Annotated in this window: 25 protein-coding genes and 2 pseudogenes; 18 read left to right on the forward strand and 9 right to left on the reverse strand. The window is 62.6% G+C overall.

Annotated features, from left to right (window positions below; translation table 11 throughout):
- Positions 1 to 100: 100 nt before the first annotated feature.
- The 8 genes and pseudogenes from C3418_RS02960 to C3418_RS02995 all read left to right on the forward strand — a co-directional run bounded on the left by C3418_RS02960 (position 101) and on the right by C3418_RS02995 (position 4,902).
- Positions 101 to 517 (forward strand): annotated as a pseudogene (locus C3418_RS02960) (septal ring lytic transglycosylase RlpA family protein).
- A gap of 104 nt (positions 518 to 621) precedes the next feature.
- Positions 622 to 1,212: a hypothetical protein gene (locus tag C3418_RS02965; protein WP_103857919.1), complete on the forward strand. Its 591-nt coding sequence runs from the start codon at positions 622 to 624 to the stop codon at positions 1,210 to 1,212.
- 621 nt (positions 1,213 to 1,833) lie between these two features.
- Positions 1,834 to 2,220: a septal ring lytic transglycosylase RlpA family protein gene (locus tag C3418_RS02970; protein WP_103857920.1), complete on the forward strand. Its 387-nt coding sequence runs from the start codon at positions 1,834 to 1,836 to the stop codon at positions 2,218 to 2,220.
- A gap of 288 nt (positions 2,221 to 2,508) precedes the next feature.
- A complete protein-coding gene (locus tag C3418_RS02975) occupies positions 2,509 to 2,982 on the forward strand; it encodes a cupin domain-containing protein (protein ID WP_103857921.1) in 474 nt (157 codons plus the stop codon).
- Between the two features lie 16 nt (positions 2,983 to 2,998).
- On the forward strand, positions 2,999 to 3,484 hold the full coding sequence (locus C3418_RS02980) for a GNAT family N-acetyltransferase (RefSeq protein WP_103857922.1): 486 nt from the start codon (positions 2,999 to 3,001) through the stop codon (positions 3,482 to 3,484).
- A gap of 265 nt (positions 3,485 to 3,749) precedes the next feature.
- Positions 3,750 to 4,058: a putative quinol monooxygenase gene (locus tag C3418_RS02985; protein WP_103857923.1), complete on the forward strand. Its 309-nt coding sequence runs from the start codon at positions 3,750 to 3,752 to the stop codon at positions 4,056 to 4,058.
- A gap of 92 nt (positions 4,059 to 4,150) precedes the next feature.
- The gene (locus C3418_RS02990) at positions 4,151 to 4,372 is read left to right on the forward strand and encodes a hypothetical protein (RefSeq protein ID WP_254203849.1); all 222 of its coding nucleotides are present in this window, start codon (positions 4,151 to 4,153) and stop codon (positions 4,370 to 4,372) included.
- Positions 4,373 to 4,410: 38 nt separating this feature from the next.
- Complete coding sequence (locus C3418_RS02995; protein ID WP_103857924.1) at positions 4,411 to 4,902, forward strand: histidine phosphatase family protein; 492 nt, start codon at positions 4,411 to 4,413, stop codon at positions 4,900 to 4,902.
- Positions 4,903 to 4,968: 66 nt separating this feature from the next.
- On the opposite strand, the gene C3418_RS03000 is transcribed toward C3418_RS02995, so the two are convergent.
- The 3 genes from C3418_RS03000 to C3418_RS03010 form a co-directional block, all read right to left on the reverse strand.
- A complete protein-coding gene (locus tag C3418_RS03000) occupies positions 4,969 to 5,559 on the reverse strand; it encodes a hypothetical protein (protein WP_103857936.1) in 591 nt (196 codons plus the stop codon).
- Between the two features lie 121 nt (positions 5,560 to 5,680).
- Positions 5,681 to 5,884 (reverse strand): hypothetical protein, encoded by a 204-nt coding sequence (locus tag C3418_RS03005; RefSeq protein ID WP_039040737.1) that lies wholly within the window; start codon positions 5,882 to 5,884, stop codon positions 5,681 to 5,683.
- A 123-nt stretch (positions 5,885 to 6,007) separates the two neighbouring features.
- On the reverse strand, positions 6,008 to 6,469 hold the full coding sequence (locus tag C3418_RS03010; RefSeq protein WP_254203848.1) for a LysE family translocator: 462 nt from the start codon (positions 6,467 to 6,469) through the stop codon (positions 6,008 to 6,010).
- A 598-nt stretch (positions 6,470 to 7,067) separates the two neighbouring features.
- Here C3418_RS03010 and C3418_RS03015 point away from each other — a divergent pair.
- Positions 7,068 to 8,093: pseudogene (locus C3418_RS03015) on the forward strand (Wadjet anti-phage system protein JetD domain-containing protein).
- A 342-nt stretch (positions 8,094 to 8,435) separates the two neighbouring features.
- Here C3418_RS03015 and C3418_RS03025 read toward each other — a convergent pair.
- On the reverse strand, positions 8,436 to 9,014 hold the full coding sequence (locus C3418_RS03025; RefSeq protein ID WP_039040739.1) for an alkylphosphonate utilization protein: 579 nt from the start codon (positions 9,012 to 9,014) through the stop codon (positions 8,436 to 8,438).
- A gap of 179 nt (positions 9,015 to 9,193) precedes the next feature.
- On the opposite strand from C3418_RS03025, the gene C3418_RS03030 reads away from it, so the two are divergent.
- The 6 genes from C3418_RS03030 to C3418_RS03055 all read left to right on the forward strand — a co-directional run bounded on the left by C3418_RS03030 (position 9,194) and on the right by C3418_RS03055 (position 13,829).
- A complete protein-coding gene (locus C3418_RS03030) occupies positions 9,194 to 10,387 on the forward strand; it encodes a methyltransferase (protein WP_103857926.1) in 1,194 nt (397 codons plus the stop codon).
- 188 nt (positions 10,388 to 10,575) lie between these two features.
- Positions 10,576 to 11,976 (forward strand): chitinase, encoded by a 1,401-nt coding sequence (locus C3418_RS03035; RefSeq protein ID WP_103857927.1) that lies wholly within the window; start codon positions 10,576 to 10,578, stop codon positions 11,974 to 11,976.
- Positions 11,977 to 12,143: 167 nt separating this feature from the next.
- A complete protein-coding gene (locus tag C3418_RS03040; protein ID WP_049636770.1) occupies positions 12,144 to 12,509 on the forward strand; it encodes a VOC family protein in 366 nt (121 codons plus the stop codon).
- Positions 12,510 to 12,716: 207 nt separating this feature from the next.
- Positions 12,717 to 13,115: a GFA family protein gene (locus C3418_RS03045; RefSeq protein WP_103857928.1), complete on the forward strand. Its 399-nt coding sequence runs from the start codon at positions 12,717 to 12,719 to the stop codon at positions 13,113 to 13,115.
- 29 nt (positions 13,116 to 13,144) lie between these two features.
- A complete protein-coding gene (locus C3418_RS03050) occupies positions 13,145 to 13,372 on the forward strand; it encodes a DUF4287 domain-containing protein (RefSeq protein ID WP_049636768.1) in 228 nt (75 codons plus the stop codon).
- Positions 13,373 to 13,418: 46 nt separating this feature from the next.
- Positions 13,419 to 13,829, forward strand: coding sequence for an SRPBCC domain-containing protein (locus C3418_RS03055; RefSeq protein ID WP_041211466.1), 411 nt, complete (start codon positions 13,419 to 13,421; stop codon positions 13,827 to 13,829).
- A 90-nt stretch (positions 13,830 to 13,919) separates the two neighbouring features.
- Here C3418_RS03055 and smrB read toward each other — a convergent pair whose 3' ends face one another.
- Complete coding sequence (gene smrB, locus C3418_RS03060; RefSeq protein WP_103857929.1) at positions 13,920 to 14,444, reverse strand: endonuclease SmrB; 525 nt, start codon at positions 14,442 to 14,444, stop codon at positions 13,920 to 13,922.
- Positions 14,445 to 14,509: 65 nt separating this feature from the next.
- On the opposite strand from smrB, the gene prmB reads away from it, so the two are divergent.
- On the forward strand, positions 14,510 to 15,445 hold the full coding sequence (gene prmB, locus C3418_RS03065) for a 50S ribosomal protein L3 N(5)-glutamine methyltransferase (RefSeq protein WP_010674830.1): 936 nt from the start codon (positions 14,510 to 14,512) through the stop codon (positions 15,443 to 15,445).
- A gap of 16 nt (positions 15,446 to 15,461) precedes the next feature.
- Complete coding sequence (gene aroC / locus C3418_RS03070) at positions 15,462 to 16,550, forward strand: chorismate synthase (RefSeq protein ID WP_010674829.1); 1,089 nt, start codon at positions 15,462 to 15,464, stop codon at positions 16,548 to 16,550.
- An 87-nt stretch (positions 16,551 to 16,637) separates the two neighbouring features.
- On the opposite strand, the gene C3418_RS03075 is transcribed toward aroC, so the two are convergent.
- Positions 16,638 to 17,456, reverse strand: coding sequence for an ABC transporter substrate-binding protein (locus C3418_RS03075; RefSeq protein WP_103857930.1), 819 nt, complete (start codon positions 17,454 to 17,456; stop codon positions 16,638 to 16,640).
- Between the two features lie 305 nt (positions 17,457 to 17,761).
- Here C3418_RS03075 and C3418_RS03080 point away from each other — a divergent pair, with 305 nt between their 5' ends.
- Positions 17,762 to 19,168 (forward strand): DEAD/DEAH box helicase, encoded by a 1,407-nt coding sequence (locus C3418_RS03080; RefSeq protein ID WP_103857931.1) that lies wholly within the window; start codon positions 17,762 to 17,764, stop codon positions 19,166 to 19,168.
- 86 nt (positions 19,169 to 19,254) lie between these two features.
- On the opposite strand, the gene C3418_RS03085 is transcribed toward C3418_RS03080, so the two are convergent.
- From C3418_RS03085 to C3418_RS03095, 3 genes are all read right to left on the reverse strand, one after another.
- The gene (locus C3418_RS03085; RefSeq protein WP_103857932.1) at positions 19,255 to 19,944 is read right to left on the reverse strand and encodes an RES family NAD+ phosphorylase; all 690 of its coding nucleotides are present in this window, start codon (positions 19,942 to 19,944) and stop codon (positions 19,255 to 19,257) included.
- On the reverse strand, positions 19,944 to 20,348 hold the full coding sequence (locus C3418_RS03090) for an antitoxin Xre-like helix-turn-helix domain-containing protein (protein ID WP_041211580.1): 405 nt from the start codon (positions 20,346 to 20,348) through the stop codon (positions 19,944 to 19,946). The genes C3418_RS03085 and C3418_RS03090 overlap by 1 nt, the downstream gene beginning before the upstream one ends.
- Before the next feature lie 243 nt (positions 20,349 to 20,591).
- Positions 20,592 to 21,785: an aromatic amino acid transport family protein gene (locus C3418_RS03095; protein ID WP_041211460.1), complete on the reverse strand. Its 1,194-nt coding sequence runs from the start codon at positions 21,783 to 21,785 to the stop codon at positions 20,592 to 20,594.
- Positions 21,786 to 22,010: the final 225 nt, after the last annotated feature.

The following is a 22,010-nucleotide window of genomic DNA, read 5'->3' on the forward strand; positions in this document are numbered from 1 at the left end:
CATTGCGGTGGCTTGCCGGTATGGGGAGAATCTACCCGTTACTGCGACGCGATATGATCAGCCGGGCTATCTATCCGGCAAGGTGAGCGAGGAGAAGTAGATGCGCGGCATCGGGAGAGAAGGAGTGGTGCAATCGGCCTGCAAAGGGGGGCTGTTGCTTGTCTGCCTGCTGCTGGCAGCCTGTAGCAGCCGTTATGACGAGAGCCACGGCGGCAGCTGGCGCGGCTAAAGCGAGACCGGTTACGCCAGCTATTATGCCAACCGTTATCACGGTAAAAAGACCGCCAGCGGCGAGATCTATCTCAATAACCTCAGTAGCGCTGCCCATATGGAATTGCCCTTTGGCTCCATGGTGCGACGGGTCACCAACCTCGCCAACGGCAAGAGCGTAGTGGTCAAGGTCAATGATCGCGGCGCCTTTAAAAGCGGGCGAATTATCGATCTCTCCAAATCCGCCTTCGGCTCCATCGGCAATATTCGCGAAGGTGTTATCAAGGTAAATGTTGAGGTGTTGTGACCACTTACGATGTCGCAGAGTCTGGTGGAATATGGTGGGCTCTGCAGATCGTAATGTCCTTGCAGCAGATGGCAGCTGGAAACATACACAGGGATGAATAAAGCATGGCTATGGACACTTTCGCGTTTCGCAAACAATGGCGCATGACGAAGGCGCGCATTCAAGCCACCTGGTTCTGGCGTGTGTTCGGCATCCGTGCCATGCAAAAGGGGTGGACCAAATTTCTGGTGGCGGTAGCCATCATGGCCGGCTTCTGGAGCGTGTTTTTTTACGTTGAATTGCTTAACCCCATCCTGCCGCTGGAACAGTTGACGAAAAATGAGGGGGTGCTTGTGCAGGTTTATAAGCCCCTCCGTACTGCACATAACTCCGCGATCAGGATCCTGACGGACTCGGGAGAGGAAATAGCCTATCGAGGTAGTATCTATAACGAAGCAGTGTTGCTTGCCGCAAAAGGAAAGCGGGTCACGGTCTGGAGTCAGCCTTATTACAGATTTTGGTGGCCCTTTTATTTCGAACAGGCGTGGCAGGTGCAGGAAGGTGAGCAGGTCTTGATAAGCTATGAGAATACGTACAAAGGCCGATTGCGATATAGGCTAAACAAAGAATGGCTGGCCCAGCACTTGTTGATATTGACCATCCTCTCCTTAGCTATTGTGGCTTTGGCTTGCCACAAGGGAGCGACAGCAGAGTAATTATTATTTTTAAATCGTTCATCGCCAGTGATGGGGAAATGATCTCTATGAATCACACAATGCTGGGTGAATTTATCCAGTTTTACGGGTAACCAGAGGGCGGTGCAGTTTTATGAGCGCCTTGGTTACAAGGTGGAGGAGGGGGATCAGGGATAAATACAGTATGACTATGGAATTTTTTGAATTACGCAAACAATGGCGCATGACGAAGGCGCGCATTCAAGCCACCTGATTCTGGCGTGTGTTCGGTGTCCGTGCCATGTAAAAGGGGTGGACCAAGTTTCTGGTGGCGGTAGCCATCGTGGCTGGCTTCTGGAGCCTTTTTTCATACGTTCAATCACTTAACCCAGCCTTACCGCTGGAACAGTTGACGAAAAATGAAGGGCTGATTGTGCATGTTTACCAGCCCCTTCGTACTGCACACGGCTCCACGATCAGGAGCCTAGCGGACTCAGGAGAGGTGTACAGATCTCGTTATCACCTGACAGGGGCTGACGGGTGAACACACAAACGGGAGGCCTGGGCCTCCCGTTTTCCATGGGAAATATGAGAGAGTAGGCCCCTGTTAACGGAAGCCAGACTGGCGATGCTGGTCGCTCTGTCCCATCGAGGAAGCAACGCATGACGACGCGACAAAAAGGGCTGCTGGCCTCCCTGTGCCTGCTGCTGGCGGCCTGCAGCAGCCAGCCTGATGCAGGCAGTGCGGGCAACTGGCGAGGCTATACCCAGACGGGGCTCGCCTCCTATTACGCCGATCGCTACCACAACAAGCGCACCGCCAGCGGGGAGCCTTACCAGCGCCACGCCAACACCGCCGCCCACATGGAGTTGCCCTTCGGCGCCTTGGTCAGGGTCACCAACCTCGCCAACGGCAAGAGCGTGGTGGTGCGGGTCAACGACAGGGGCAATTTCCCCCGCGGGCGCATCATCGATCTCTCCAGGGCTGCGTTCAGCGCCATCGGCAATCCCCGATCTGGGCTTATCAAGGTCAGGATTGAGGTGCTCTAGTCACCGGGTCTGCATGTGCCGGTGCCCCTCCATACCCGGGCCGCTGGAAGAGGGCATTTCCCAGTGATCGCGGGCCATCTTCTTTATTCCATTGGTGAGGTCGCCAACGCGACTTCCCATTTTCCGGTGTGCTATTAAGATAGCCAAACGAAAATCAGGGCGTCTTTACCATCTGGCGGCAACCGGGCATGACATGGTGTGTGAGACACCCCTTCAACCCCCTGCCCATGTTTTGTCGCTAAGGAGCAGGCTATAAAGAGAGACGTCATTCACAGGGAGGATCAGAACATGACTGACAAACGCGCCATTCAGGCAATGGCCATCCCCGAGCACAAGGCAAAGTCCCTCGATCCGGAGCCCTTTGCTTCCCTGGTCAAGCACCGCACCCGGCGCAGGCTGGGGGATCATTTCGGCCTCGCCAATTTCGGGGTCAATCTGACGACCCTGGCACCGGGGGCCATCTCGGCGCTCAAGCACCATCACGGCCTGCAGGACGAGTTCGTCTATGTACTCTCGGGCAATCCCACCCTGCGCCACGGGGAGGAGGAGTACCGGATGTCGCCGGGGGAGTGCATCGGCTTCAAGGGGGGGAGCGGCCTGGCCCACCAGTTGCTCAACCACGGTGAGGTGGACGCCGTCTATCTCGAGGTGGGGGACAGGCAGCCAGGGGACACCGTCGACTATCCCGACGACGATCTGGCCCTGGTACAGGGTGCCGATGGCGCCTGGTCAGCCAGACACAAGGATGGCACCCCCTACTAGGGTGCCTCTTCGGGCAATGAGAGAGACCTCCATGGTGTTCAGCCCCTTTTCTGCTGTCAGGGCAGAGGATTTTCTGCCGCTGCTCAACGACGAGACGCTGCGAAAGCACCTGATCCCTCACCCGCTTTTCGATGTGGCCGGGGTGCGCGACTGGATGGCGTACAAGCTGGGAGTCGACGCCCGGCCAGGTTGTCGCGTGCGCGCCATCTTCCTCGACGGCACCCTGGCGGGGTGGTGCGGCATCCAGCCCGATGACGAGGGGGTGGAGCTTGCCATCGTGCTCGCCAGGGCCAGCTGGGGAAGCGGCGTGGCGATTTTCAACGAGATGATGGGGTGGGCGAGGGAGCTTGGCCATCGGACGATCCTCTTTCACCTGCTGGATACCCGCCCGCCTTATCGATCCCTCGCCAGACGGGCCATCTGGGTGAGGAAAACTCGCCTGGGCGAACACCCTTTCACCACCTATTGCCTTGACGTTGAACGTTGGTCTGCAGGCCCTTAGCCTGGACCAGGGGGCCGCAAGTCGTACCGCCTCCTGGCGGGTCCCGTTGCCACCCTTTGCGCCATGATCCCTCCCGCTCGTTTGTTCCTCCGTGCACGGCGTGGTTATCCACCCCGTTGAACACAGTGTTCATTCTGCCCCCCTATATGGCCTCCACCGTCCTGCCTACACTGGGCAACGTCTGATGGGGGCGCATCCGGCAGTATAAATCGCTGTCCAGGTTGCACTCTCTGGCGTGTTGACGATGTACAACGGAGAAAACTGGATGAAAAAAGAGACAGACAAACTGGTATCGATCGCGGTGCTCAAGGCCCGTGACGGCATGGGAGAGCGCCTTCGCGATGCCCTGCTTGCCTTGATTGGCCCCACTCGCCAGGAGCCGGGCAACCTCGATTACGTGCTGTTCGAGTTGAAGGATGAACCCGGCACCTTCTACATGCGGGAAGCCTTCGTGAGTCAGGCCGCCCTGAATGCCCACTGTGAGACCGCGTATTTCCAGGCTTTCGCTCGCCAGGCGGACGAACTGCTGGCCGAACCCCTTCGGCTTGTCTTCATGGAAGAAGTGAGCCCCTGATCCTTGCCGCAGAGCCCGATGATCCCCTCATCGGGCTTTTTGCCTTCAGCCTCGCTCCCGGCAATCGCATCTACCTGCTCGGCTGCGTGGCCATGGCCCTCAACCCCATCCTGATCAAGCGCTGCTACCGGGGGGAGTCCTTCCTCCACCTGACCGGCTGGACCCTCATCTGCGCCACTGTGCTGCTCACCGGCATGCTGACCGGGGAGACAATACACTGGGAACAGGTAGGCTGGGGGGTAGGGGGTGTGCTGCTGACCATGGTGGTCATGGTGCTGCTGCCCCTTCATGCTGGCAAACGGGGGGCGGTCTGAGGGGCTGCCTGTCGCCCTTATCAACCAGGGAGTACGTCATGAGAAGAACCCTGATCCTGGTACGCCATGGCAAGTCGAGCTGGGAGGACGCATCTTTGTCTGACCGCGCTCGTCCGCTGGCGGCGCGCGGGCTGCGCGATGCGCCCCTGATGGGGGCTCGTCTGGCGCGCCTGGGGGTGAAGCCCGATCTCATCCTCTCGAGCCCCGCCTGCCGGGCTATGACAACCGCCCGGCTGCTTGCCGCAGAGTTGGGTTATTCCCCGAACCACATCGCCATCGACGAGGGCCTCTACGAGAGCGATGCCGGGACCCTTCTCGGGGTGGTGGGGGCGCCTTCAGATGATCTCGCCTGCGTACTGCTGGTGGGTCATGATCCTGCCTTCACCGACCTGGCTCATGGCTTTTCCTCCGGTATCACTCGCATGCCGACCTGCGCCGTCGCCCGCTTCATCTTCGACGCCCCCTCCTGGTCGGCGCTCCCGTTCTGCTCGCCGGTGGTGGCCGTGCTGGACTTCCCGAAGAAAGGGTAGAGGGGGGGCAAGCAGGCAGAAACGACAAGGGGAGCCGCGGCTCCCCTTGTCGTGATGGTGACGGGGTCATTTGGCCGCGATGGGCCCCTTGGTGCCCGCATCGTTGTCGACCCAGCCATCTTCTCCCTTGAGGCGGCGATCCCCCTGGATGGTGTAGATGACCATGCCCTCCTTGAACACCAGGGCGCCGTCGGATTTCCTGGCACTGACCTGCTTGTCGTTGACCCACACCTGATCCTTGTCATCGATGCGGATGTTCGCGACCGTGGCGCCCGTCTCGGGGAAGGTGGCGACCCAGTTGCCGGTGTAGGGGCTGGCGCTGGCCGCTGCGGGGGCGGCGCCAAATCCGGCGGCGGTGTTCTCGGCCTTGCTCTTGTTGATGTCACAGCCGCTAAGCTCGCTCACCTGGGTACAGCCTGAGCGCTCCAGCTTCTGCTCATAGCTCATGTTCAATCCGCCTTCGTCGGCCGGGGCGGCGGTGCCAAATCCTGCCTTGGCGTTTTCCGCCTTGCTCTTGTGAATATCGCAGCCCTGGGCTTCGGTCACCTGGGTGCAGCCGGAGTGTTCCAGCTGCTCGGCGTATTTGTGGTTGATGGCGTGAACCTGGGCGCTGCCCAACAGGGTGAGGGTCAGGATGAGCGCAGTCTGTCTGAACATGATCAATACCTCTGGCAATGGGTCATTCGGGCTTGCTGCTCCCTGGGCGGCAAGGGGCTTGCGTTGGCGAGCTGCAGCCCTCTCTCACCATAGCTGGAGGGAGCGAAAGACGATGTCTGCGTCAGCTCTGGGGGATGCGGACCCCCTTGTCGAGGTAGAGGCTGCTGTAGTGGGCTCGGTGGGTGACGAACATCACCTGATGGCGACTGCCATCGGAGAGAATGATGAAATCACCGGCCTGGGCCGGGCTTTGCAAGCGGATCTCGTGTTCGGGGGCCGTCAACTTGTCGGCCTCCTCCCGGAAGGTGAGGGTGTAGGAATACATATGGCGCTCCACCGCAGGCTCATATACAGACACGCCTACAACTCTAGCCCCGGTGGCCGGGATCCGCGGCGCCCAAGCGGCGCCGATGGTGCAGATAATGTCAGCAGCGGTGAGGCACAGGGATCAGGGACGACCACTGAGCAGGATGGCGCCGCCCAGGGTGATGAAAAGCCCGCCGGTGATGCGGCCAACGAGGCGCTCGCTGCGACCTGGTTTGAAGTAGCGACCGGCGCGCCTGGCCAGGGCGACATAGCACAGATGCACCAGGCTGACGATGGCGCAGATGGTCAGGTACATGGTGATGAACTGCAGCGTCAGCGGACTCTGGTGATCGAGGAACTGGGGCAGCAGGGCGCAGAGGAAGACGATGGTCTTGGGGTTGCTGGCGGAGACCAGAAAGGCTTCTCGCAACAAGGAGAGGGTGGTTCTGGTGCGTCCCCGAGCGGTGGAGGGAGAGAGCCCTTGGGCATTGGTATTGGCCGCGCGCAGCGCCTTGTAGCCCAGATACACCAGGTAGCCACCCCCCGCCAGCTTGAGGGCGACAAAGAGGGGAGGCAGGGTTTCCAGCAGGGCCCCCACCCCCATGGCGACCAGACCGATGAGGATGGCCTAGCACCCCAGGTTGCCGAGGATGCTGACAAGGGGGGGCGCACCAGCCGTGTTGCAGACCGTTCTTGACCACCAGCAGCACATTGGGGCCAGGAGTCAGGGTCGCCAGCAGATAGGCTAGCGCAAACAGCATCCAGGTATTCGGGTTCATGAGCACGTCCTTGGCGTCAAAGCTGGCATGATGCCAGCCTCTTCGACGAGTCGTCCAGCGGCGTCTCCCCCGACCCCGAAGAGGATTCAGGGGAGGGCAATCCGGTGCAGCATGGTCTGCGGCAGGAAATGCAATAGGCAAGGATATGTATAAAAAAACCGCATGAAGGCAGTTTTTGATGATGCCTTCACATCGCAGATAAGCTGTCTTTTTTCTCGCCGGTCAACTAATGGCGTCGCAGCATACTGATTTCACCGATGTCGATGGATTGCCAATCGTAACCGCTGACCATCCTGCCACGAGCTTGTGGACGGGTGACGGTTTGAAAGAGCGACCTTCCTTTGGTGCGAGACAGGTCACGGTTGTGGACAGAAAGATCCCCTCTACTTGGCCATATGGAACCGCAATGAAAGAGGGGGGAGGATGTCACTTTTTGATGAGCGTCGTGTGCAGGATCTCTGTGCCCGCTTGCTGGCAGACACTAATAACCAGGGATATTCACTCGATAGCAAGCATGGCCGCGAGTTGAGAGATCTCCTGCAGGCTGTGGGTGGAGTCAAGCCAGTGGGACGAGGGGCTCGTCATGTGTTGACCGATGCTGGATGGAATTATCTCGCAGCACAGCTGGCACAGGTTGCACCAGTGATGCCGGACAGGCGTGACACGATAAGGGCTCTCGGGGTGGACCTGCCCGCACATCTAAACCAGGCCAGTTTTCATGCCCTCTGGCATGGGGACAGCAAGAGCGGGATAGATCCAGATAATGATGCTATCGACATCACGCTGACACAGGATGAAGTGATTCGACTTCGCACGCTGAGCCCGCTGTCACTCATCGACCAGGACGGACTGCGCCACGACATGAGGGCGCAACTGGCACTATTGGGAGAGCTGGTCTTACCGGAGCGCTGCTTGAGTAAGTTACATGGCATTGAGTGGCAGGGGCGGCAACTGGTCACGGTGGAGAACAAGGGAGCTTTCGTGGATTACCCGCTGCAAGTGGGGGAGTTGTTGCTCTATGTGCCTGGCCGCAATACCAAGTTGGCACGTCAGGTATTCCCGCTGTTGCCGGCTGCCGTACCCTGGGCCCATTTTGGCGATCTGGATCAGCGCGGATTGGATATCGCTAACGAGCTGGCCCATGCCCTTCGTCGTCCGTTGGCTCTTTGGCTACCCGACACCTTGATGGCCTATGTTCATCACTATGCCCGCACTCTGATCCGCCGTCTGGAGGGGCAACCGATCAGCAGAGGCAAGATCCCATGGTAGGAGGTCCCCGTGGTGAGTGAGCATGGCAAGCAACTGGAAGAGGTCCTTATATATCTGATCGAAAAGGGATTGTGGTTGGAACAGGAAGTATTGGTGCTAGCCGGAGGTTGGCAGTCATGGCCACTCGACGCGCCTTGCGGCCAACGCAGTAATGAAAAAACCGCCATCAGGCGGTTTTAATGGTTGTCAGCCCCTATTTCAGGACTTTTTTCAGCTTCTTGATCTTGCCTTCGTGCTTGGCGATTTTCGCCTGGCGGGCGGCGATCTTCTTCTTGATCTCTTTCTTGCTGGCCATGGGGCGGCTCCTTGGTCTCGTGGGCGCCATGGGGATCAGGGTGCCCGGGGTCTTTCCATGCGTGCCGGGAAGGCCCTCTCCATTGGCGCACTGACAGTCAGGGGAGGGGCATACCGCGGAACTGGTTTGCAGGATAGTCCAGTTTCCCGCGGGTGCCACCCGAACGGCAGGAAACAGAGGCAACAAAAAAGCGCCCCTGGGGGCGCTTCTGGCTTGAAGGGTCGGTATCAGGCCTTCTTCAGGTAGGCGGCCACCAGCACGATCTGCATGCCGTTGACCTTGCCCTCGATGTGCAGCGGGTTGTTGGTCAGGCGAATGCCCTTGACCAGGGTGCCGCGCTTGGCGGTGAAGCCGGCGCCCTTGACGTCCAGATCCTTGATCAGGGTGACGGAGTCCCCTTCCACCAGCACGGCGCCATTGGAGTCGACGGTCGGCACGCTGTCGTCATCGTCGCTGGTCACGCCGGCGTCTGCCCAGGCCTTGACCTCGTCTTCCATGTACATCATGTCCAGCATGTCCTGGGCCCAGAGCTCGCCCCGGGCGACGAGGGCCTTCAACTGGCGCCAGGCCATCACCTGCACCGCCGGCACCTGGCTCCACATGCTGTCACCCAGGCAGCGCCAGTGGTTCACCTCCGTGGTGTCCGGCTGCTCCAGCTGGCCGCGGCAGGTGGCGCAGAGGGCCACGCTGTGGTCGTCGTCGCTGGCGGGGGAGTGCGGCACCGGGAAGGCAGTCAGCGCATGTTCTGCGCCACACAGCTCGCATTTGGCATTTGCACGGGCTTGCAGGATGGCATTGATGGTCATGATTGGGTTCCGTTTATAGGGGTAAAGCGGCTCGCCGTGGCGGGCTGCGCGAATGAGGGGGCGGAATATAGCACAAATCCCTGCTTTTTGTCAGGCTACCAGCGCCGCACAGGCGAGTGCTTTTTGACGGCAGATCGCTAGAATGAGCCTCCCTTTTTGCGCCAAAGGACAGGTTCACCGTGCTGGCCCACCGTTTTCGACAACTGGACTGCTTGCTCACCGCCGAGCGACGCTGGTGGCAATACCAGCCCTATCACCACCTGGGGATCGCCTTTGCCCGCGAGGCGCCAGCCCTTGCGAAGTGCCTGGCAGCCCTGACCCTTGACGAGATAGCGCACCTCGACGGGGACATGGATGCGCTCTGCACCCTGCTCGCCCCCTGGATCCCGGCGGGGGCCGAGTTGCAGGCTCTCGGCGAGCTTGCCCCTTTCGCCCCCGAGCCCGTCCAGTGCGCCAGGGCCATGGCGATGTACATGCCGGGACGCAAGCAGGGGCAGATAGAGGCCTTCACCGGCTGCCTGCCCCCCCACCAAGGTCCCTATCTGGAGTGGTGCGCCGGCAAGGGGCATCTGGGGCGCCTGGTGTCGCTGCACCGTGGCGCGGAGATCCTTAGCCTGGAGTGGCAGGGGGCGCTCTGCGAGGAGGGGCGGCGGCTCGCCGCGCGCGACGGCGCCAACATGCGGTTCGTGGAGGCGGATGCCTTTGCCGCCGAGTCCGGGGCCCTCATCGCCCCGCACCATCACGCCATGGCGCTCCATGCCTGCGGCGATCTGCACACCCATCTGTTGACGCGGGTGGCCGAGGGGCGTGCCCAGGGGGTGACCCTCTCCCCGTGTTGCTACCACCTCATCAGAGGAGAGCACTACGCGCCCCTCTCCTGGGCCGCCAGGGCCAGTGCCCTGCGCCTTGGCAAGAGCGATTTGAAGCTGCCGCTGCAGGAGACGGTGACCGGCGGTGCCCGCATCGCCCGGCTGCGGGAGCGGGAGGTGGTGTGGCGCCTCGCCTTCGACTGCCTGCAGCGCCAGGTGCGCGGGGTGGATGAGTACCTGCCGGTGCCCAACCTGCAAAAGAGCCTGCTGACCGGGGGCTTCGAGGATTTCTGCCACTGGGCCGCCGAGCGCAAGGGGATGGGCTTGCCCGCGGGGCTCGACTACGCCGCCTTGCTGGCACAGGGGGAGCGCCGTTTTGGCGATGTCGCCCGCATGGAGCTGGTGCGCCACCTGTTTCGCCGCCCCCTGGAAATCTGGCTGCTGCTCGATCGCGCCCTTTTCCTCGAGGAGCAGGGCTACCGGGTGGAGGTGGGCACTTTCTGTCCCAAACCCATGACCCCGCGCAATCTGCTGATCCGGGCGGTGCGCGCAGGGGGGATCTGAGCAAGCGTCCGCACAGGTCGGATGGCTGCGCCAACAAGACCAGGGGCTGGATCCCCCTGCAAACGAGTGCCATCTGAGTGCAGGGAGGCATGGCTCACAATTTCGCCAAATTCTTAATTCTTGTCGTGAATTTAGTTGCCAGGATGCCTATGCTCGCCCTGACATTTTCAAGACAAGGATGGTTACCCATGTTCATGCTCACGCGCACCGCCTGCCTGGTTGCCCTCGTCTGGGCACTGCCCGGCCAGAGCGCCATGACAATCCAGCCCGATCCCCAGAACAGCGGTGGCTATGTGATGGCGGCGGCGGATCTTGCCAGTGCGGCCCAGGCCAAGACCGCCAACCCCATGTACGGGATCTGGTCCCACGCTCTGGCCACCCGGCCCAACACGGTGGTGGAGGCCATCGTGGCCCGCGCCCCCGGCAACCCGGACAACGTCAAGCGGGTCGAGCGGGTCTTCACCGAATCGGACTGGGAGTTCCTGACCCAGATGGCCGCCCCGGAGTACACCTACGAGCGCTTCCTGCGGGCGGTGGGCAAGTTCCCCGCCTTCTGCGGCGACTACACGGACGGGCGCAATGCGGACGCCATCTGCAAGAAGTCCATCATCACCGCCTTCGCCCACTTTGCCCAGGAGACCGGCGGCCACATTGCCAAGGAGAATGTCTCCGACAACCCCCTTGGGCTGGAGGAGTGGCAACAGGCCCTGGTGCACGTGCGGGAGATGGGTTGGTCTGAGGGGCAGACCGGCTACACCACGGGGTGTGGCCAGAGTGACTGGCAGAACCGGCGCTGGCCCTGCAGCACCGGTCAGGGCTATTTCGGTCGCGGTGCCAAGCAGCTCTCCTACCACTTCAACTACGGCGCCTTCTCCGAGGCCATGTTCGACGGCGACGCCACCGTGCTCCTCAACAACCCCGGGCTGGTGACGGACTCCTGGCTCAACCTCGCCTCCGCCATCTGGTTCTTCCTGACGCCCCAGGCTCCCAAACCCGCCATGCTGCACGTCATCGACCGGACCTGGGTGCCCTCCCAGCGTGAGCTGGCGGCGGGCATCGGCTACGGCTTTGGCACCACCATCAACATCATCAACGGTGGCATCGAGTGCGGCGAGCAGAACAAGAACAAGGGCCAGCCGGTCAACCGTATCCGCTCCTGGGAGGGGCTTGCGGCCCACTACGGGATCCCGCTGCTGGCGGACGAGAAGAACACCTGCTGGCAGCAGACCCCCTATGGCAGCCTCAACCTCAACGGCGCCACCGACGTGCTTTACACCAACTGGGACGGCAACTGGAAATACTACCCGGACAGACCCGGCGGCTACTCCTTCGAGTGCGATCTGGTGGGGTACCAGACCGCCTATTCGGCCCTGGTGCCGGGGGATTACGAGAAGTGCGTGACCAACTTCTACGGCTCCCACGCCAGCTGGCCCAAGGTACGGGTGGTGGCCACGCTGGATCCGGCCCCGGTCGACCCCGGCACGCCGCCGGTGGACGGGGTACCGGCCTGGGAGGCAGGCAAGGTCTACACCGCCGGCAACAAGGTGAGCCACAAGGGCGTGGTGTATCAGGCCAAGTGGTGGACCTAGGGCAACGAGCCGGGCAAGGGCGACCCCTGGGCACCGGTGACCTGAGAGTCAGTACAAGCGCAAGCACCCCGGGGAGGCCGCGCGCCTCCCTTGTTGATCGCAGCGCTGGCTTGTTGCGCCTCTTTTGGCGCTGATAGCCTGCGGGTTCACACCGAGGGAGGATGACCATGAACATCGCCATTCATTTTGAAATTCCGGTACAGGATCTGGAGAGAGCCATTCGCTTCTATGAGGGGGTCTTCGAGACGGTGCTGGAGCGGGTGCAGATCGATGGCAACGAGATGGCGCTCTTTCCCCTGGAAAGTGGCACGGCGGGCTGCTCCGGCGCCCTGGCGAAGGGGGAGAGCTATGTGCCGAGCCTGGATGGCACCCGGATCTATCTGCGGGTGGCTGACATCGAGGGGGCCATGGCCCGGGCACTGGCATCGGGCGGGGCCTGTCTCTATCCCGTCACCCGGGTCGGGGAGAGCCTCCGGGTGGCGGAGTGTCGGGATTGCGAGGGGAATCGCATCGCCTTGCAGGAGGGAACCTGACCATTATTTATCCGGTGCATGGGGTGTGTTGAGTCATTCATACGATGAATAAAGAGGGGGATTTTCCCGCTCCGGGAGCCTCAGCCTCGCGGTAAGGCCCCGGTATGGTCAGTTGTCGCCCCCCGGATCCCGTGCTACTTCATCTGGTGCGGCAAGAAGGCGAGCACCCGTTCGCCCGGTCTGTCGCCCCAACTCTCAGGAGGCATCATGGAAGGACATTGTCTGTGTGGCGGGATCACCGTGTCGAGCGGCGATCACAAGGAGGTCAACCTGTGTCACTGCGCCATGTGCCGGCGCTGGTCAGGGGGGCCCATGTTCGCGGTGCACGGGGGCAAGGGCGTGCGGTTCACCGGGATGGCCCCGGTGGCCTACCGCTCGTCGGAGTGGGCGGAGCGCGGATTCTGCCCCACCTGCGGCACCCATCTTTTCTACCATCTGTTGCCGACGGACGAGTACATCCTCTCCGCCGGCCTGTTTCAGGATCAGGGGTTCGAGCTCACCGGGCAGATCTTCATCGACGAGAAGCCCGACTTCTATGCCCTCAAGAACAACACCCCGACCCTGACCGGACAGCAGGTGTTCGAGCAGTTCGCCCCCAAACCCTGAGCCTGTACTCACCCCGAGGAGAAGCCATCATGGATGAACAACCGAAGGTGAAGGGGCCTGCCTCCTACTTTCCTGCCATCGAGCAGAAATACGGCCAGCCCATCGCCCACTGGCTGACCCTGCTGGCAGGGCGGGAGGAGCGCAAACACATGGCCCTGGTGGCCTGGCTCAAGGACGAACACGCCATGGGCCACGGCCATGCCAATGCCCTGGTGGCCCACTTTTTGGCGCAGCCCGATGCGCCCGGCGTGGCATGACAGTGCCACAGTGCAAAACGTGCAGGAAAGCCAGAGGATCAGAGAGATGAAGATAAGCGTCAGCGTCTGGGTTGCCAGGCCGATTGCCGATGTGTGGCAGGGCTGGAACACCCCCGCCAGCATCATGGCATGGAACGCCGCCTCCCCGCAGTGGCACTGCCCCCAAAGCCGGGTGGATCTGCGGGTGGGTGGGCGTTTTTGCCACCACATGGCGGCGCGGGATGGCAGCACGGGGTTTGATTTCGAGGGGACCTTCACCGAGGTCACAGCGCCGACGGGGCTCGGCTACGTCATGGACGATGGCCGCGAGGTGAGCGTGCGGTTCGTGGCAGAGCAGGGGGGCACCCGGGTGGAGGAGCGGTTCGATGCCGAGTCCCTGCACAGCGGCGAACAGCAGCGGGCGGGGTGGCAGAGCATCCTGGATAACTTCAAGCGACATATGGAAGCCGCCAGCTGACCCCTGTGGGGCGCCATAAAAAAACCACCGCAAGCTGGCGGTGGTTTTTTTATGGAGTTCGCCCGGGGCAAGGCGGGGCGGGGAAGGGGGTCACTCCTCGATGTCCAGCAGCACCAGGATGGCGCTCTCGCCCCCCCACTCCCGCGGCGCCTGGTGAAAGGCGCGCACAGCGGGGTGCTGGGCCAGCCAGCTCGGGATGCGCTGCTTGAGGATGTGCTTGCCGATGCCGTGCATCACCGAAGCGACGTGGATGTTCTCTTTTCGGCACAGGGTGAGCAGGGCCGCCAGCTCCTGCTTGGCCTGGTGCTGGTTCATGCCGTGCAGATCCAGATAAATCTCCGGCGGGTAGCTGCCGCGCTTGAGCTTTTTCAGCTCGAATTTTGACACGTCGTCGCGCACGTAACGGGTCGGCCCGTCCGCCTCGAGATGGGGCTGGTACTCGTCGCTGAAAAAGTAGTCAACCCCAAGCTTTTCGCGGCTCTCGCGCACTTCGCGTTTCTGCTTGACCGGGTTTGAGGAGGCCCTTATGGTATCTTGCTTAATTTTCCGGGTACCTTTGACAGCATCACGAAACAGCAGGCTTTCCTCGTCTGTGAGTGAGGGCGTATTTTTCATCAGGTACTCGTCTTGCTCGCTGTATAAAATTCTCGGGCCGGATATTACTCGACTTGGAGGTGGATTTGGACAAGATATTTATCGATGAGGTGGTTGCCGAAATGCACACCATCCAGGACATGTTGCGCTGGGCCATGAGTCGTTTCAACGACGCCGGGATCTTCTACGGACATGGTACCGACAACGCCTGGGATGAGGCCGTGCAACTGGTGCTGCCCGCGTTACATCTGCCGCCGGACGTGGATCCGGGCATGCGCCACTCCCGCCTGACCACCAGCGAGCGCCACCGCATCGCCGAGCTCATCATCCGCCGCGTGCAGGAGCGCATTCCGGCGCCTTACCTGACCAACAAGGCCTGGTATGCGGGCTGGGAATTCTACGTGGACGAACGGGTGCTCATTCCGCGCTCCCCCATCGCCGAGATGGTGGCCAACCGCTTCGCCCCCTTCCTGAAAGACGAACCGACCCGGATCATGGACCTGTGCACCGGCTCCGGCTGCATCGCCATCATCATGGCCCACGAGTTCCCCCATGCGGAAGTGGATGCCATCGACATCAGCGTCGATGCCCTCAACGTGGCCGAGCGCAACATCAACGATCACGGGCTGGAGCAGCAGGTTATCCCCATTCGCTCCGATCTGTTCCGGGATCTGCCGGCCGGTGACAAGTACGATCTCATCGTCTCCAACCCGCCCTATGTTGACTCCGAGGACATGTCGGATCTGCCGGAGGAGTTTCGCCACGAGCCGGAGCTGGCCCTGGCGTCGGGCTCCGACGGCCTCAAGCTCACCAAACGTCTGCTGGCCAATGCCGCCGACTTCCTGAAAGAGGATGGCGTGCTGGTGGTCGAGGTGGGCAACAGCATGATCCACCTGGAAGCCCAGTTCCCCGAGGTGCCCTTCACCTGGGTCGAGTTCGAAAACGGCGGCCACGGCGTCTTTGTGATGACCCGCGCAGAGCTCGAGCAGCACCAGGCCCATTTCGCCATTTACAAGAACTAAGCAGCAAGGAGCATTCATGGCAGGGAACAGTTTCGGCCAACTCTTTCGGGTCACCACTTTCGGCGAGAGCCACGGTCTGGCGCTGGGCGCCGTGGTCGACGGCTGCCCGCCGGGGCTGGAGATAAGCGAAGACGATTTGCAGGGGGATCTGGACAGGCGCAAGCCCGGTACGTCCCGCTACACCACTCAGCGCCGCGAGGCGGACGAGGTGAAGATCCTCTCCGGGGTGTTCGAGGGCAAGACCACGGGCACCTCCATCGGGCTGCTCATCGAGAACACCGATCAGCGCTCCAAGGACTACTCCGAGATCAAGGATCTGTTCCGTCCGGGTCACGCCGACTACACCTATCACCAGAAGTACGGCCAGCGTGACTACCGTGGCGGCGGCCGCTCCTCGGCCCGCGAGACCGCCATGCGGGTCGCGGCGGGGGCCATCGCCAAGAAGTACCTGAAACAGGTGCACGGCATCGAGATCGTGGGTTTTCTCTCCCAGCTCGGCCCCATCAAGGCGGAAGGGTTCGACGAGAGCCAGATCGAGCAGAACCCCTTCTTCTTCCCCGATGCGGGCAAGCTGGAGGCGCTGGATGAATACATGCGTGCCCTCAAGAAAGAGGGCAACAGCGTGGGGGCCAAGGTGTGTGTCGTGGCACGCAATGTGCCGGTGGGCCTGGGGGAGCCGGTGTTCGACCGCCTCGACGCCGACATCGCCCACGCCATGATGGGCATCAACGCGGTGAAGGGGGTGGAGATCGGTGACGGCTTCGCGGTGGTGGAGCAAAAAGGCTCCGAGCATCGGGACGAGATGACTCCGGCCGGCTTTGCCAGCAATCATGCGGGGGGCATCCTGGGGGGCATTTCGTCGGGTCAGGAGATCGTGGTGAGCATGGCCCTCAAGCCTACCTCCAGCATCACGGTGCCGGGCAAGACCATCACCACCAGCGGTGAGGCCACCGAGATGATCACCAAGGGTCGTCACGACCCCTGCGTCGGCATCCGTGCCGTGCCCATCGCCGAGGCCATGCTGGCCCTGGTGCTGATGGATCACCTGCTGCGCCACCGCGCCCAGAACCAGGGCGTGCACACCCAGACCCCGCAACTGCGCTGATCATGCTGCAGGCAGGGTGAGTGATCACCAAAAACCACAAGGCGACCCCAGGGTCGCCTTTTTCATGGTTTTTTGCCGGCGTCGGCGTCAGGGGGCCGATGGCGTCGAGAGCGATGACAGCCGGGTTGCGTCCAGGCGGCAGCGGGGCGGCGCAAAGGCGGGATCCGGTGAGGGCAGGGCGGCGATGGCGGAATCGATGCGGGCGAGCGAGTCCTCGTTCACGGCCTCTTTGGCAAACATCAGGCGCACCGGCTGCTGGTGCAAGAGCACCTGACACTGGATGGCATCGCTCGCCCCGAGCTGGCCGAGCCGGTAGCGGGCGTACTGCCACTCCATGATGACGCCGTCGAGGCGGCGCGCCAGCAAGAGGGTGAGCAGCCTGTCATCGCTGTTGTATTCGCTCGCCTGCCCGAGGGCGGGGCACTCCTCGCTCATCGGCAGGGGGCGGGTGCCCCGCAGCTTGCCAAGGCGCAGCCCCTTGGCCTGGCACAGGGTTGCCAGCTCCGTGATCTCTCGCCAGCCCTCGGGCTCCCCGGCCTGCGGGCGCTGGCTCAGCAGCACGAAGCTGGCGCGCCGATAGGGGGCGGAGAAGCGGGCGAACCGCTCCCGCTCGGGGGTTTTCAGGGCGCCCATGGCCACGTCCAGCTGCTGGCGCTCCATGAGGTAGAGGGCCCGGGCCCAGGGGAGGTTGCGAAAGGCGGGCTCCACGCCTGCCTTGCCCAGGATCTGGCGGGTCAGGGTCACGTCCAGTCCACCGAGGGTGCCGTCGGCAGCGATTTGACTGAAAGGGGGCCAGTGGCTCCAGGCCACCGACAGGGTCTCCCTGGCGGCGAGGGGCTGGGCGAAGAGCAGGGGCAGGACGAGGCCCAGCATGCGCCGGGCGGTGGGGGTGAACTTCCGTTTCAATCAAAACCTCCTGTTCCGTGTATCGCGCCGTCCCCGGCAGGCTGCGCAGGGGCATTGATACATACGGCGATTCGGGCCATTTTGTCCTGCCTTCGTCCCTATTTCCAGCCGTGCTGGGAGGCGCATCACATTTTCCTCGTCTAAGTGCGCCAACTCCGTTAGACTGCGCCTCTATTCTTTCCCCTTTGCTCTGCTCCCCGGGGAAATCGTTGTTTTCTCTATAGGCCCGGATCCTGTGAGATGGCATCGGCTCAGCAGAGGAGCCCCACCACGATCTTTGGCGCCCCTATCCCTAGCAGGTAACTATGAGTTTTACTTCCCTCGGTCTGGCCGAACCCTTGTTGCGTGCCGTTGCCGAGCAAGGCTACGACACCCCGTCTCCCATTCAGCAACAAGCGATCCCGGCGGTACTGGCTGGCCGTGATCTGATGGCCGCCGCCCAGACCGGGACCGGCAAGACCGCAGGTTTCACCCTGCCGATGCTGCAGCGTCTGATTGAAAGCAAGCGCAAGGTCTCCCCGAACCGCATCCGCGCCCTGGTGCTGACCCCGACCCGCGAGCTGGCCGCCCAGGTGGGCGAGAGCGTGCGCAACTACGGCAAGTACCTGCCGATCCGCAGCCACGTGGTATTTGGCGGCGTGAGCATCAACCCCCAGATGATGGCGACCCGCCGTGGTCTGGACGTGCTGGTGGCCTGCCCGGGCCGCCTGATGGATCTCTACAACCAGAACGCCGTCAAGTTCGACGAAGTGGAGATCCTGGTACTGGACGAAGCGGACCGCATGCTCGACATGGGCTTTATCCGCGACATCCGCCGCATCCTGGCCCTGCTGCCGAAGAAGCGCCAGAACCTGCTCTTCTCCGCCACCTTCGCCGACGAAATTCGCGAGCTGGCCACCGGTCTGCTGGACAACCCGGCGGTGATCGAAGTGACCCCGCGCAACAGCACCGCCGAGCGCATCGAGCAGCTGGTACACCCCTGCGACAAGGCCAACAAGATTGCCCTGCTGAGTCACCTGGTCACCAGCAACGACTGGCAGCAGGTGCTGGTGTTCACCCGTACCAAGCACATGGCCAACCGCGTTGCCGAGACCCTCGACAAGAACGGCGTCAGCGCCGCCGCCATCCACGGCAACAAGAGCCAGGGTGCCCGTACCCGTGCCCTGGCCGGTTTCAAGGATGGCAGCGTCAAGGTGCTGGTGGCGACCGACATCGCCGCCCGTGGCCTGGACATCGACAAACTGCCGCAGGTGGTCAACTTCGAGCTGCCGAACGTGGCGGAAGATTACGTGCACCGTATCGGTCGTACCGGCCGTGCCGGCGCCGCCGGTCACGCCATCTCCTTGGTCGCGGCCGATGAAGGCAAGCTCATCAAGGCCATCGAGCGCCTGACCAAGCAGAACATCCCCTGCGAGCAGGTGGCCGGCTTTGAAGCCTCCCGCGAGACCCTCGACAACATCGCCCGTGGTATCGGTGCGCCGCTTCGCAAAGAGCCGCGGGATCCGAGCGAGCAGCGCCGTGCGCCGCGTCCGCAAGGTCAAGGCCAGCGTCAGGGGGCCGGTCGCTCCGGCAATGGCGGCGGTGGTAACGGCGGTGGCAATCGCACTGGCAACGGCGGCAAGCCCAAGCCTCAGGGTGGTCAGCGTCCGGCTGATGGCGCCGCGAAGCCGGCCCAGGCCCGTCGTCCCCGTCGCGCCAGCCACAACCAGTAAGCGGTCAGGGAGCCAGGCTCCCCCACTGTTCGGTTGATACAAAAAGCCCCGCCAATCTGGCGGGGCTTTTTTTGTCCTGGTAGACGCTATTCACCGTAGAGGCGGATCTCCAGCACATGGGTGATGGCCTCGCCGCTCCAGTGGTACTCCAGATGACGGGCGTGGTCCACACGGCTGACCAGGCGGGGGCGATAGAGCACGTGACAGTCGTGACCGGGGTGGCGCACCGAGCGGTAGTGGATGCCGTCCGCCCCGGCGACCTTCTGCTCCCGGGCGAAGGCCTGGGCGGGGCCGTAATCGGTGGCGTGATAGAGGGGGCCTGGCAGAAACGCCGGGCCCGTGATGTCGATGAGGCTGGCGCTGAACTGCGCCTGGATCACCCGCATCTGCACCTTCTGGGCCGGCTCCCGGGTGTACCCGAAGATCCGCTCCCTGTGGTAGACCGTCTCCTTGATGCCGGTGTCGAGGGAGGGGGCACAATAGTAGCCGCCAAAGTTCCCCGTGGTGAAACGGGCACCCTCGGGATTGAGGTGAGTGAAGGCGGCCATCACATAGCTGCCGCCGGGCAGCCCCACCAGCCAGTCTTCCCTGGGCACCCGCATCAGCTCGCCCGCTTCTTCCCTCAGCCTGTCGTTGGTCAGGGCCTCGACGGCCCAGACCGCCTCCAGCTCGTCGGCGGTAGCGACGTCTTCATAGAGGCAGATGGGGGGAAAGCGGCTCGGAATGATGCGATAGGCGCAGGCATTGTGGAAGGCGCGCAAGGGCGGGGAGGACATCAGGCCATCTCCCCGCGCCAGGCGTGCAGCCGGGTGGCCACTTCGTAGAGATCGGCCACCCGCCCACCCTGCATGACCTCCATGGCGCTGCGCCCGGCAAAGAAGGGGTGGCTGTTGGGTTTGCGCACCCAGCCATAGATGCTCTCATCCAGGCTGAACAGTAGCCGCAGGCTCTTGTGGATGTTGAGCAAATAGCTCATCCGCTCCTGGAGATCGGCGCTCAGCCGAATGCCGCCGCTGGCCTCCTTGTACTTGTTCAGGGTGGAGCGGGAGGTAATGCCAAGCAGCCTGAGCTGTTCATCCGTGCTGCACTGCCATTTGTCCAGGATGCGAAACACCACGGGCAGGGCCTTGCTGGGATCGACGGCGGGCTGTTGCCGGGGAAGAGATGCGGTGGCGACCATGTTGCCTCCCGGGTTGGCGTGCCAGACGGGCACGGGATCATGAGTTGTCTGCTAAGCAGTGTAGGGCAGGGGCGCAGTCATGTACATATCTATACATGGTTGCACTCAAATGTTCATTATTGGATGGATTTCGCGAGGAGGGGCGTGGGTCGGCCAAGTGAGCCCGTGCCAATGAAACGCCCCGCCAACTGGGTTGGCGGGGCGTGTCTCTTTGCGGCGTTTCTGCTTGTCGGGTCGGGGAGATCAGAGGGCGGGCAGCAGCCCCATGCTGACGCTGACCTGCACCCCGACGATCAGTACCCCCATGGCACCGGCCAGACCCAGGGCCAGCACGCCACCCGGGACGCGGTAGTGGTCTGCCTCGGCCTGCTTGCGGCTCTGCCACACCAGGGCCACCGGCAGCAGCACCGCCAGCACCGCCAGCGCAATGGCGGCGTAACCCAGCGCCATGATGAAGCCTTGCGGAAAGTAGAGGGCGAACAGCAGGGGCGGCACGAAGGTGATGAGGCCGGTCTGGGTGCGGCCCTGCCAGTTGTCCTTGCGACGGGTCACCTTGGCCATGAAGTCGAACAGTCCCAGGGTCACCCCGAGGAAGGAGGTGGCGAGCGCAAGATCCGCAAACAGATGCATCGCCTGGTTGAAGGCGGGCCAGCTCACCAGGCCGCCGACGTTGGCCAGCAGGCTGTCCAGGGCGCCGCCGGTCTGGATCAGGGATTGCTGGCCCAGCAGCCCCAGGATGGCGACCTGCCACAGCACGTAGAGCACGAGTGGCAAGGCGGAGCCCCACACGAAGACCCGGCGCAACTGCCTGGGGTTGTCCCCGAGGTAGAGCATGACGCTCGGGATGGAGCCGTGGAAGCCGAAGGAGGTGAAGATGACCGGCAGGCCCGCCAGCAGCAGGCCTTCCCCGAGGGGCATGGAGAGCAGGTGCTGCCCCTGGGCGCGGGGCAGCAGCAGCGCCAGCACCGCCACCATGATCACCAGCTTCACGGTGAACATCAGGCGGTTGAGGTAATCCACCTGCCTGGTGCCGACGCACACCATGCCGCCAAACAGCAGGGTAAAGACCCAGGCCGCCTGCTCCTGGCCGAGGGGAAGGCCGGCATCGGCCAATGCCTGGGCCAGCAGGCTGCTGCCGCCGCTGATGTAGGCGGAGGCCAGGGCGTAGAACAGCATCAGGATGCAGAAGGAGGCGATGCCCTTGCCCCAGGGGCCGAGCAGGTGATCTGCCAGCTGGTGCAGGTACCACTTGCCGGTGCTGAGGCTGGCTTCCACCTGCAGCATGGCGGTGAAGGCCATCAGGGCCCAGAGGCCGATCATCAGCATCAGGGTGGCGGGGCCGCCCAGGGACGAGGAGGCCAGCGGCAGGGCCAGCATGCCGGCGCCTATGGTGGTGCCGGCAATCAACAGGGTACAACCCAGGGTCTTGGTATTCATGTCATCCATCCGAAAGTGAGGGGCGCTGTTGCAAACAAGAGAGAGCCAGTTGGCTGTGTCGGGAGACGCCTCCGGGGAAAAGCCGGAGGCTAGCAATATCGGTGTGGATACATCTGTACCTGAAACCTGTCAGTTGTAAAAATTGGTTGCCAAGTTAGCGGATTGAAATGGCGGAAACAACCCCTTAAAAGCGGATTTTGTGCTGTGGCAAGCCGAAGGGTGGCA

The sequence above is a fragment of the Aeromonas sp. ASNIH8 genome, assembly GCF_002919855.1.
GTDB classification, from domain to species: domain Bacteria; phylum Pseudomonadota; class Gammaproteobacteria; order Enterobacterales; family Aeromonadaceae; genus Aeromonas; species Aeromonas caviae.

Excerpts from the sequence above, each read along its gene's own strand:
- C3418_RS02990 (WP_254203849.1), top strand. The coding sequence starts at position 4,151 with ATGGCCCTCAACCCCATCCTGATCAAGCGCTGCTACCGGGGGGAGTCC.
- C3418_RS03050 (WP_049636768.1), top strand. The coding sequence starts at position 13,145 with ATGGATGAACAACCGAAGGTGAAGGGGCCTGCCTCCTACTTTCCTGCC.
- C3418_RS03035 (WP_103857927.1), top strand. The coding sequence starts at position 10,576 with ATGTTCATGCTCACGCGCACCGCCTGCCTGGTTGCCCTCGTCTGGGCA.
- C3418_RS03080 (WP_103857931.1), top strand. The coding sequence starts at position 17,762 with ATGAGTTTTACTTCCCTCGGTCTGGCCGAACCCTTGTTGCGTGCCGTT.
- C3418_RS03095 (WP_041211460.1), bottom strand. The coding sequence starts at position 21,785 with ATGAATACCAAGACCCTGGGTTGTACCCTGTTGATTGCCGGCACCACC.
- C3418_RS03085 (WP_103857932.1), bottom strand. The coding sequence starts at position 19,944 with ATGTCCTCCCCGCCCTTGCGCGCCTTCCACAATGCCTGCGCCTATCGC.
- C3418_RS02985 (WP_103857923.1), top strand. The coding sequence starts at position 3,750 with ATGAAAAAAGAGACAGACAAACTGGTATCGATCGCGGTGCTCAAGGCC.
- aroC (WP_010674829.1), top strand. The coding sequence starts at position 15,462 with ATGGCAGGGAACAGTTTCGGCCAACTCTTTCGGGTCACCACTTTCGGC.
- C3418_RS03005 (WP_039040737.1), bottom strand. The coding sequence starts at position 5,884 with ATGTATTCCTACACCCTCACCTTCCGGGAGGAGGCCGACAAGTTGACG.
- C3418_RS02965 (WP_103857919.1), top strand. The coding sequence starts at position 622 with ATGGCTATGGACACTTTCGCGTTTCGCAAACAATGGCGCATGACGAAG.
- C3418_RS03040 (WP_049636770.1), top strand. The coding sequence starts at position 12,144 with ATGAACATCGCCATTCATTTTGAAATTCCGGTACAGGATCTGGAGAGA.
- C3418_RS03045 (WP_103857928.1), top strand. The coding sequence starts at position 12,717 with ATGGAAGGACATTGTCTGTGTGGCGGGATCACCGTGTCGAGCGGCGAT.
- C3418_RS03090 (WP_041211580.1), bottom strand. The coding sequence starts at position 20,348 with ATGGTCGCCACCGCATCTCTTCCCCGGCAACAGCCCGCCGTCGATCCC.
- C3418_RS02980 (WP_103857922.1), top strand. The coding sequence starts at position 2,999 with ATGAGAGAGACCTCCATGGTGTTCAGCCCCTTTTCTGCTGTCAGGGCA.
- C3418_RS03000 (WP_103857936.1), bottom strand. The coding sequence starts at position 5,559 with ATGTTCAGACAGACTGCGCTCATCCTGACCCTCACCCTGTTGGGCAGC.
- C3418_RS03055 (WP_041211466.1), top strand. The coding sequence starts at position 13,419 with ATGAAGATAAGCGTCAGCGTCTGGGTTGCCAGGCCGATTGCCGATGTG.
- C3418_RS02970 (WP_103857920.1), top strand. The coding sequence starts at position 1,834 with ATGACGACGCGACAAAAAGGGCTGCTGGCCTCCCTGTGCCTGCTGCTG.
- smrB (WP_103857929.1), bottom strand. The coding sequence starts at position 14,444 with ATGAAAAATACGCCCTCACTCACAGACGAGGAAAGCCTGCTGTTTCGT.
- C3418_RS03010 (WP_254203848.1), bottom strand. The coding sequence starts at position 6,469 with ATGGGGGTGGGGGCCCTGCTGGAAACCCTGCCTCCCCTCTTTGTCGCC.
- C3418_RS02975 (WP_103857921.1), top strand. The coding sequence starts at position 2,509 with ATGACTGACAAACGCGCCATTCAGGCAATGGCCATCCCCGAGCACAAG.
- C3418_RS02995 (WP_103857924.1), top strand. The coding sequence starts at position 4,411 with ATGAGAAGAACCCTGATCCTGGTACGCCATGGCAAGTCGAGCTGGGAG.
- C3418_RS03025 (WP_039040739.1), bottom strand. The coding sequence starts at position 9,014 with ATGACCATCAATGCCATCCTGCAAGCCCGTGCAAATGCCAAATGCGAG.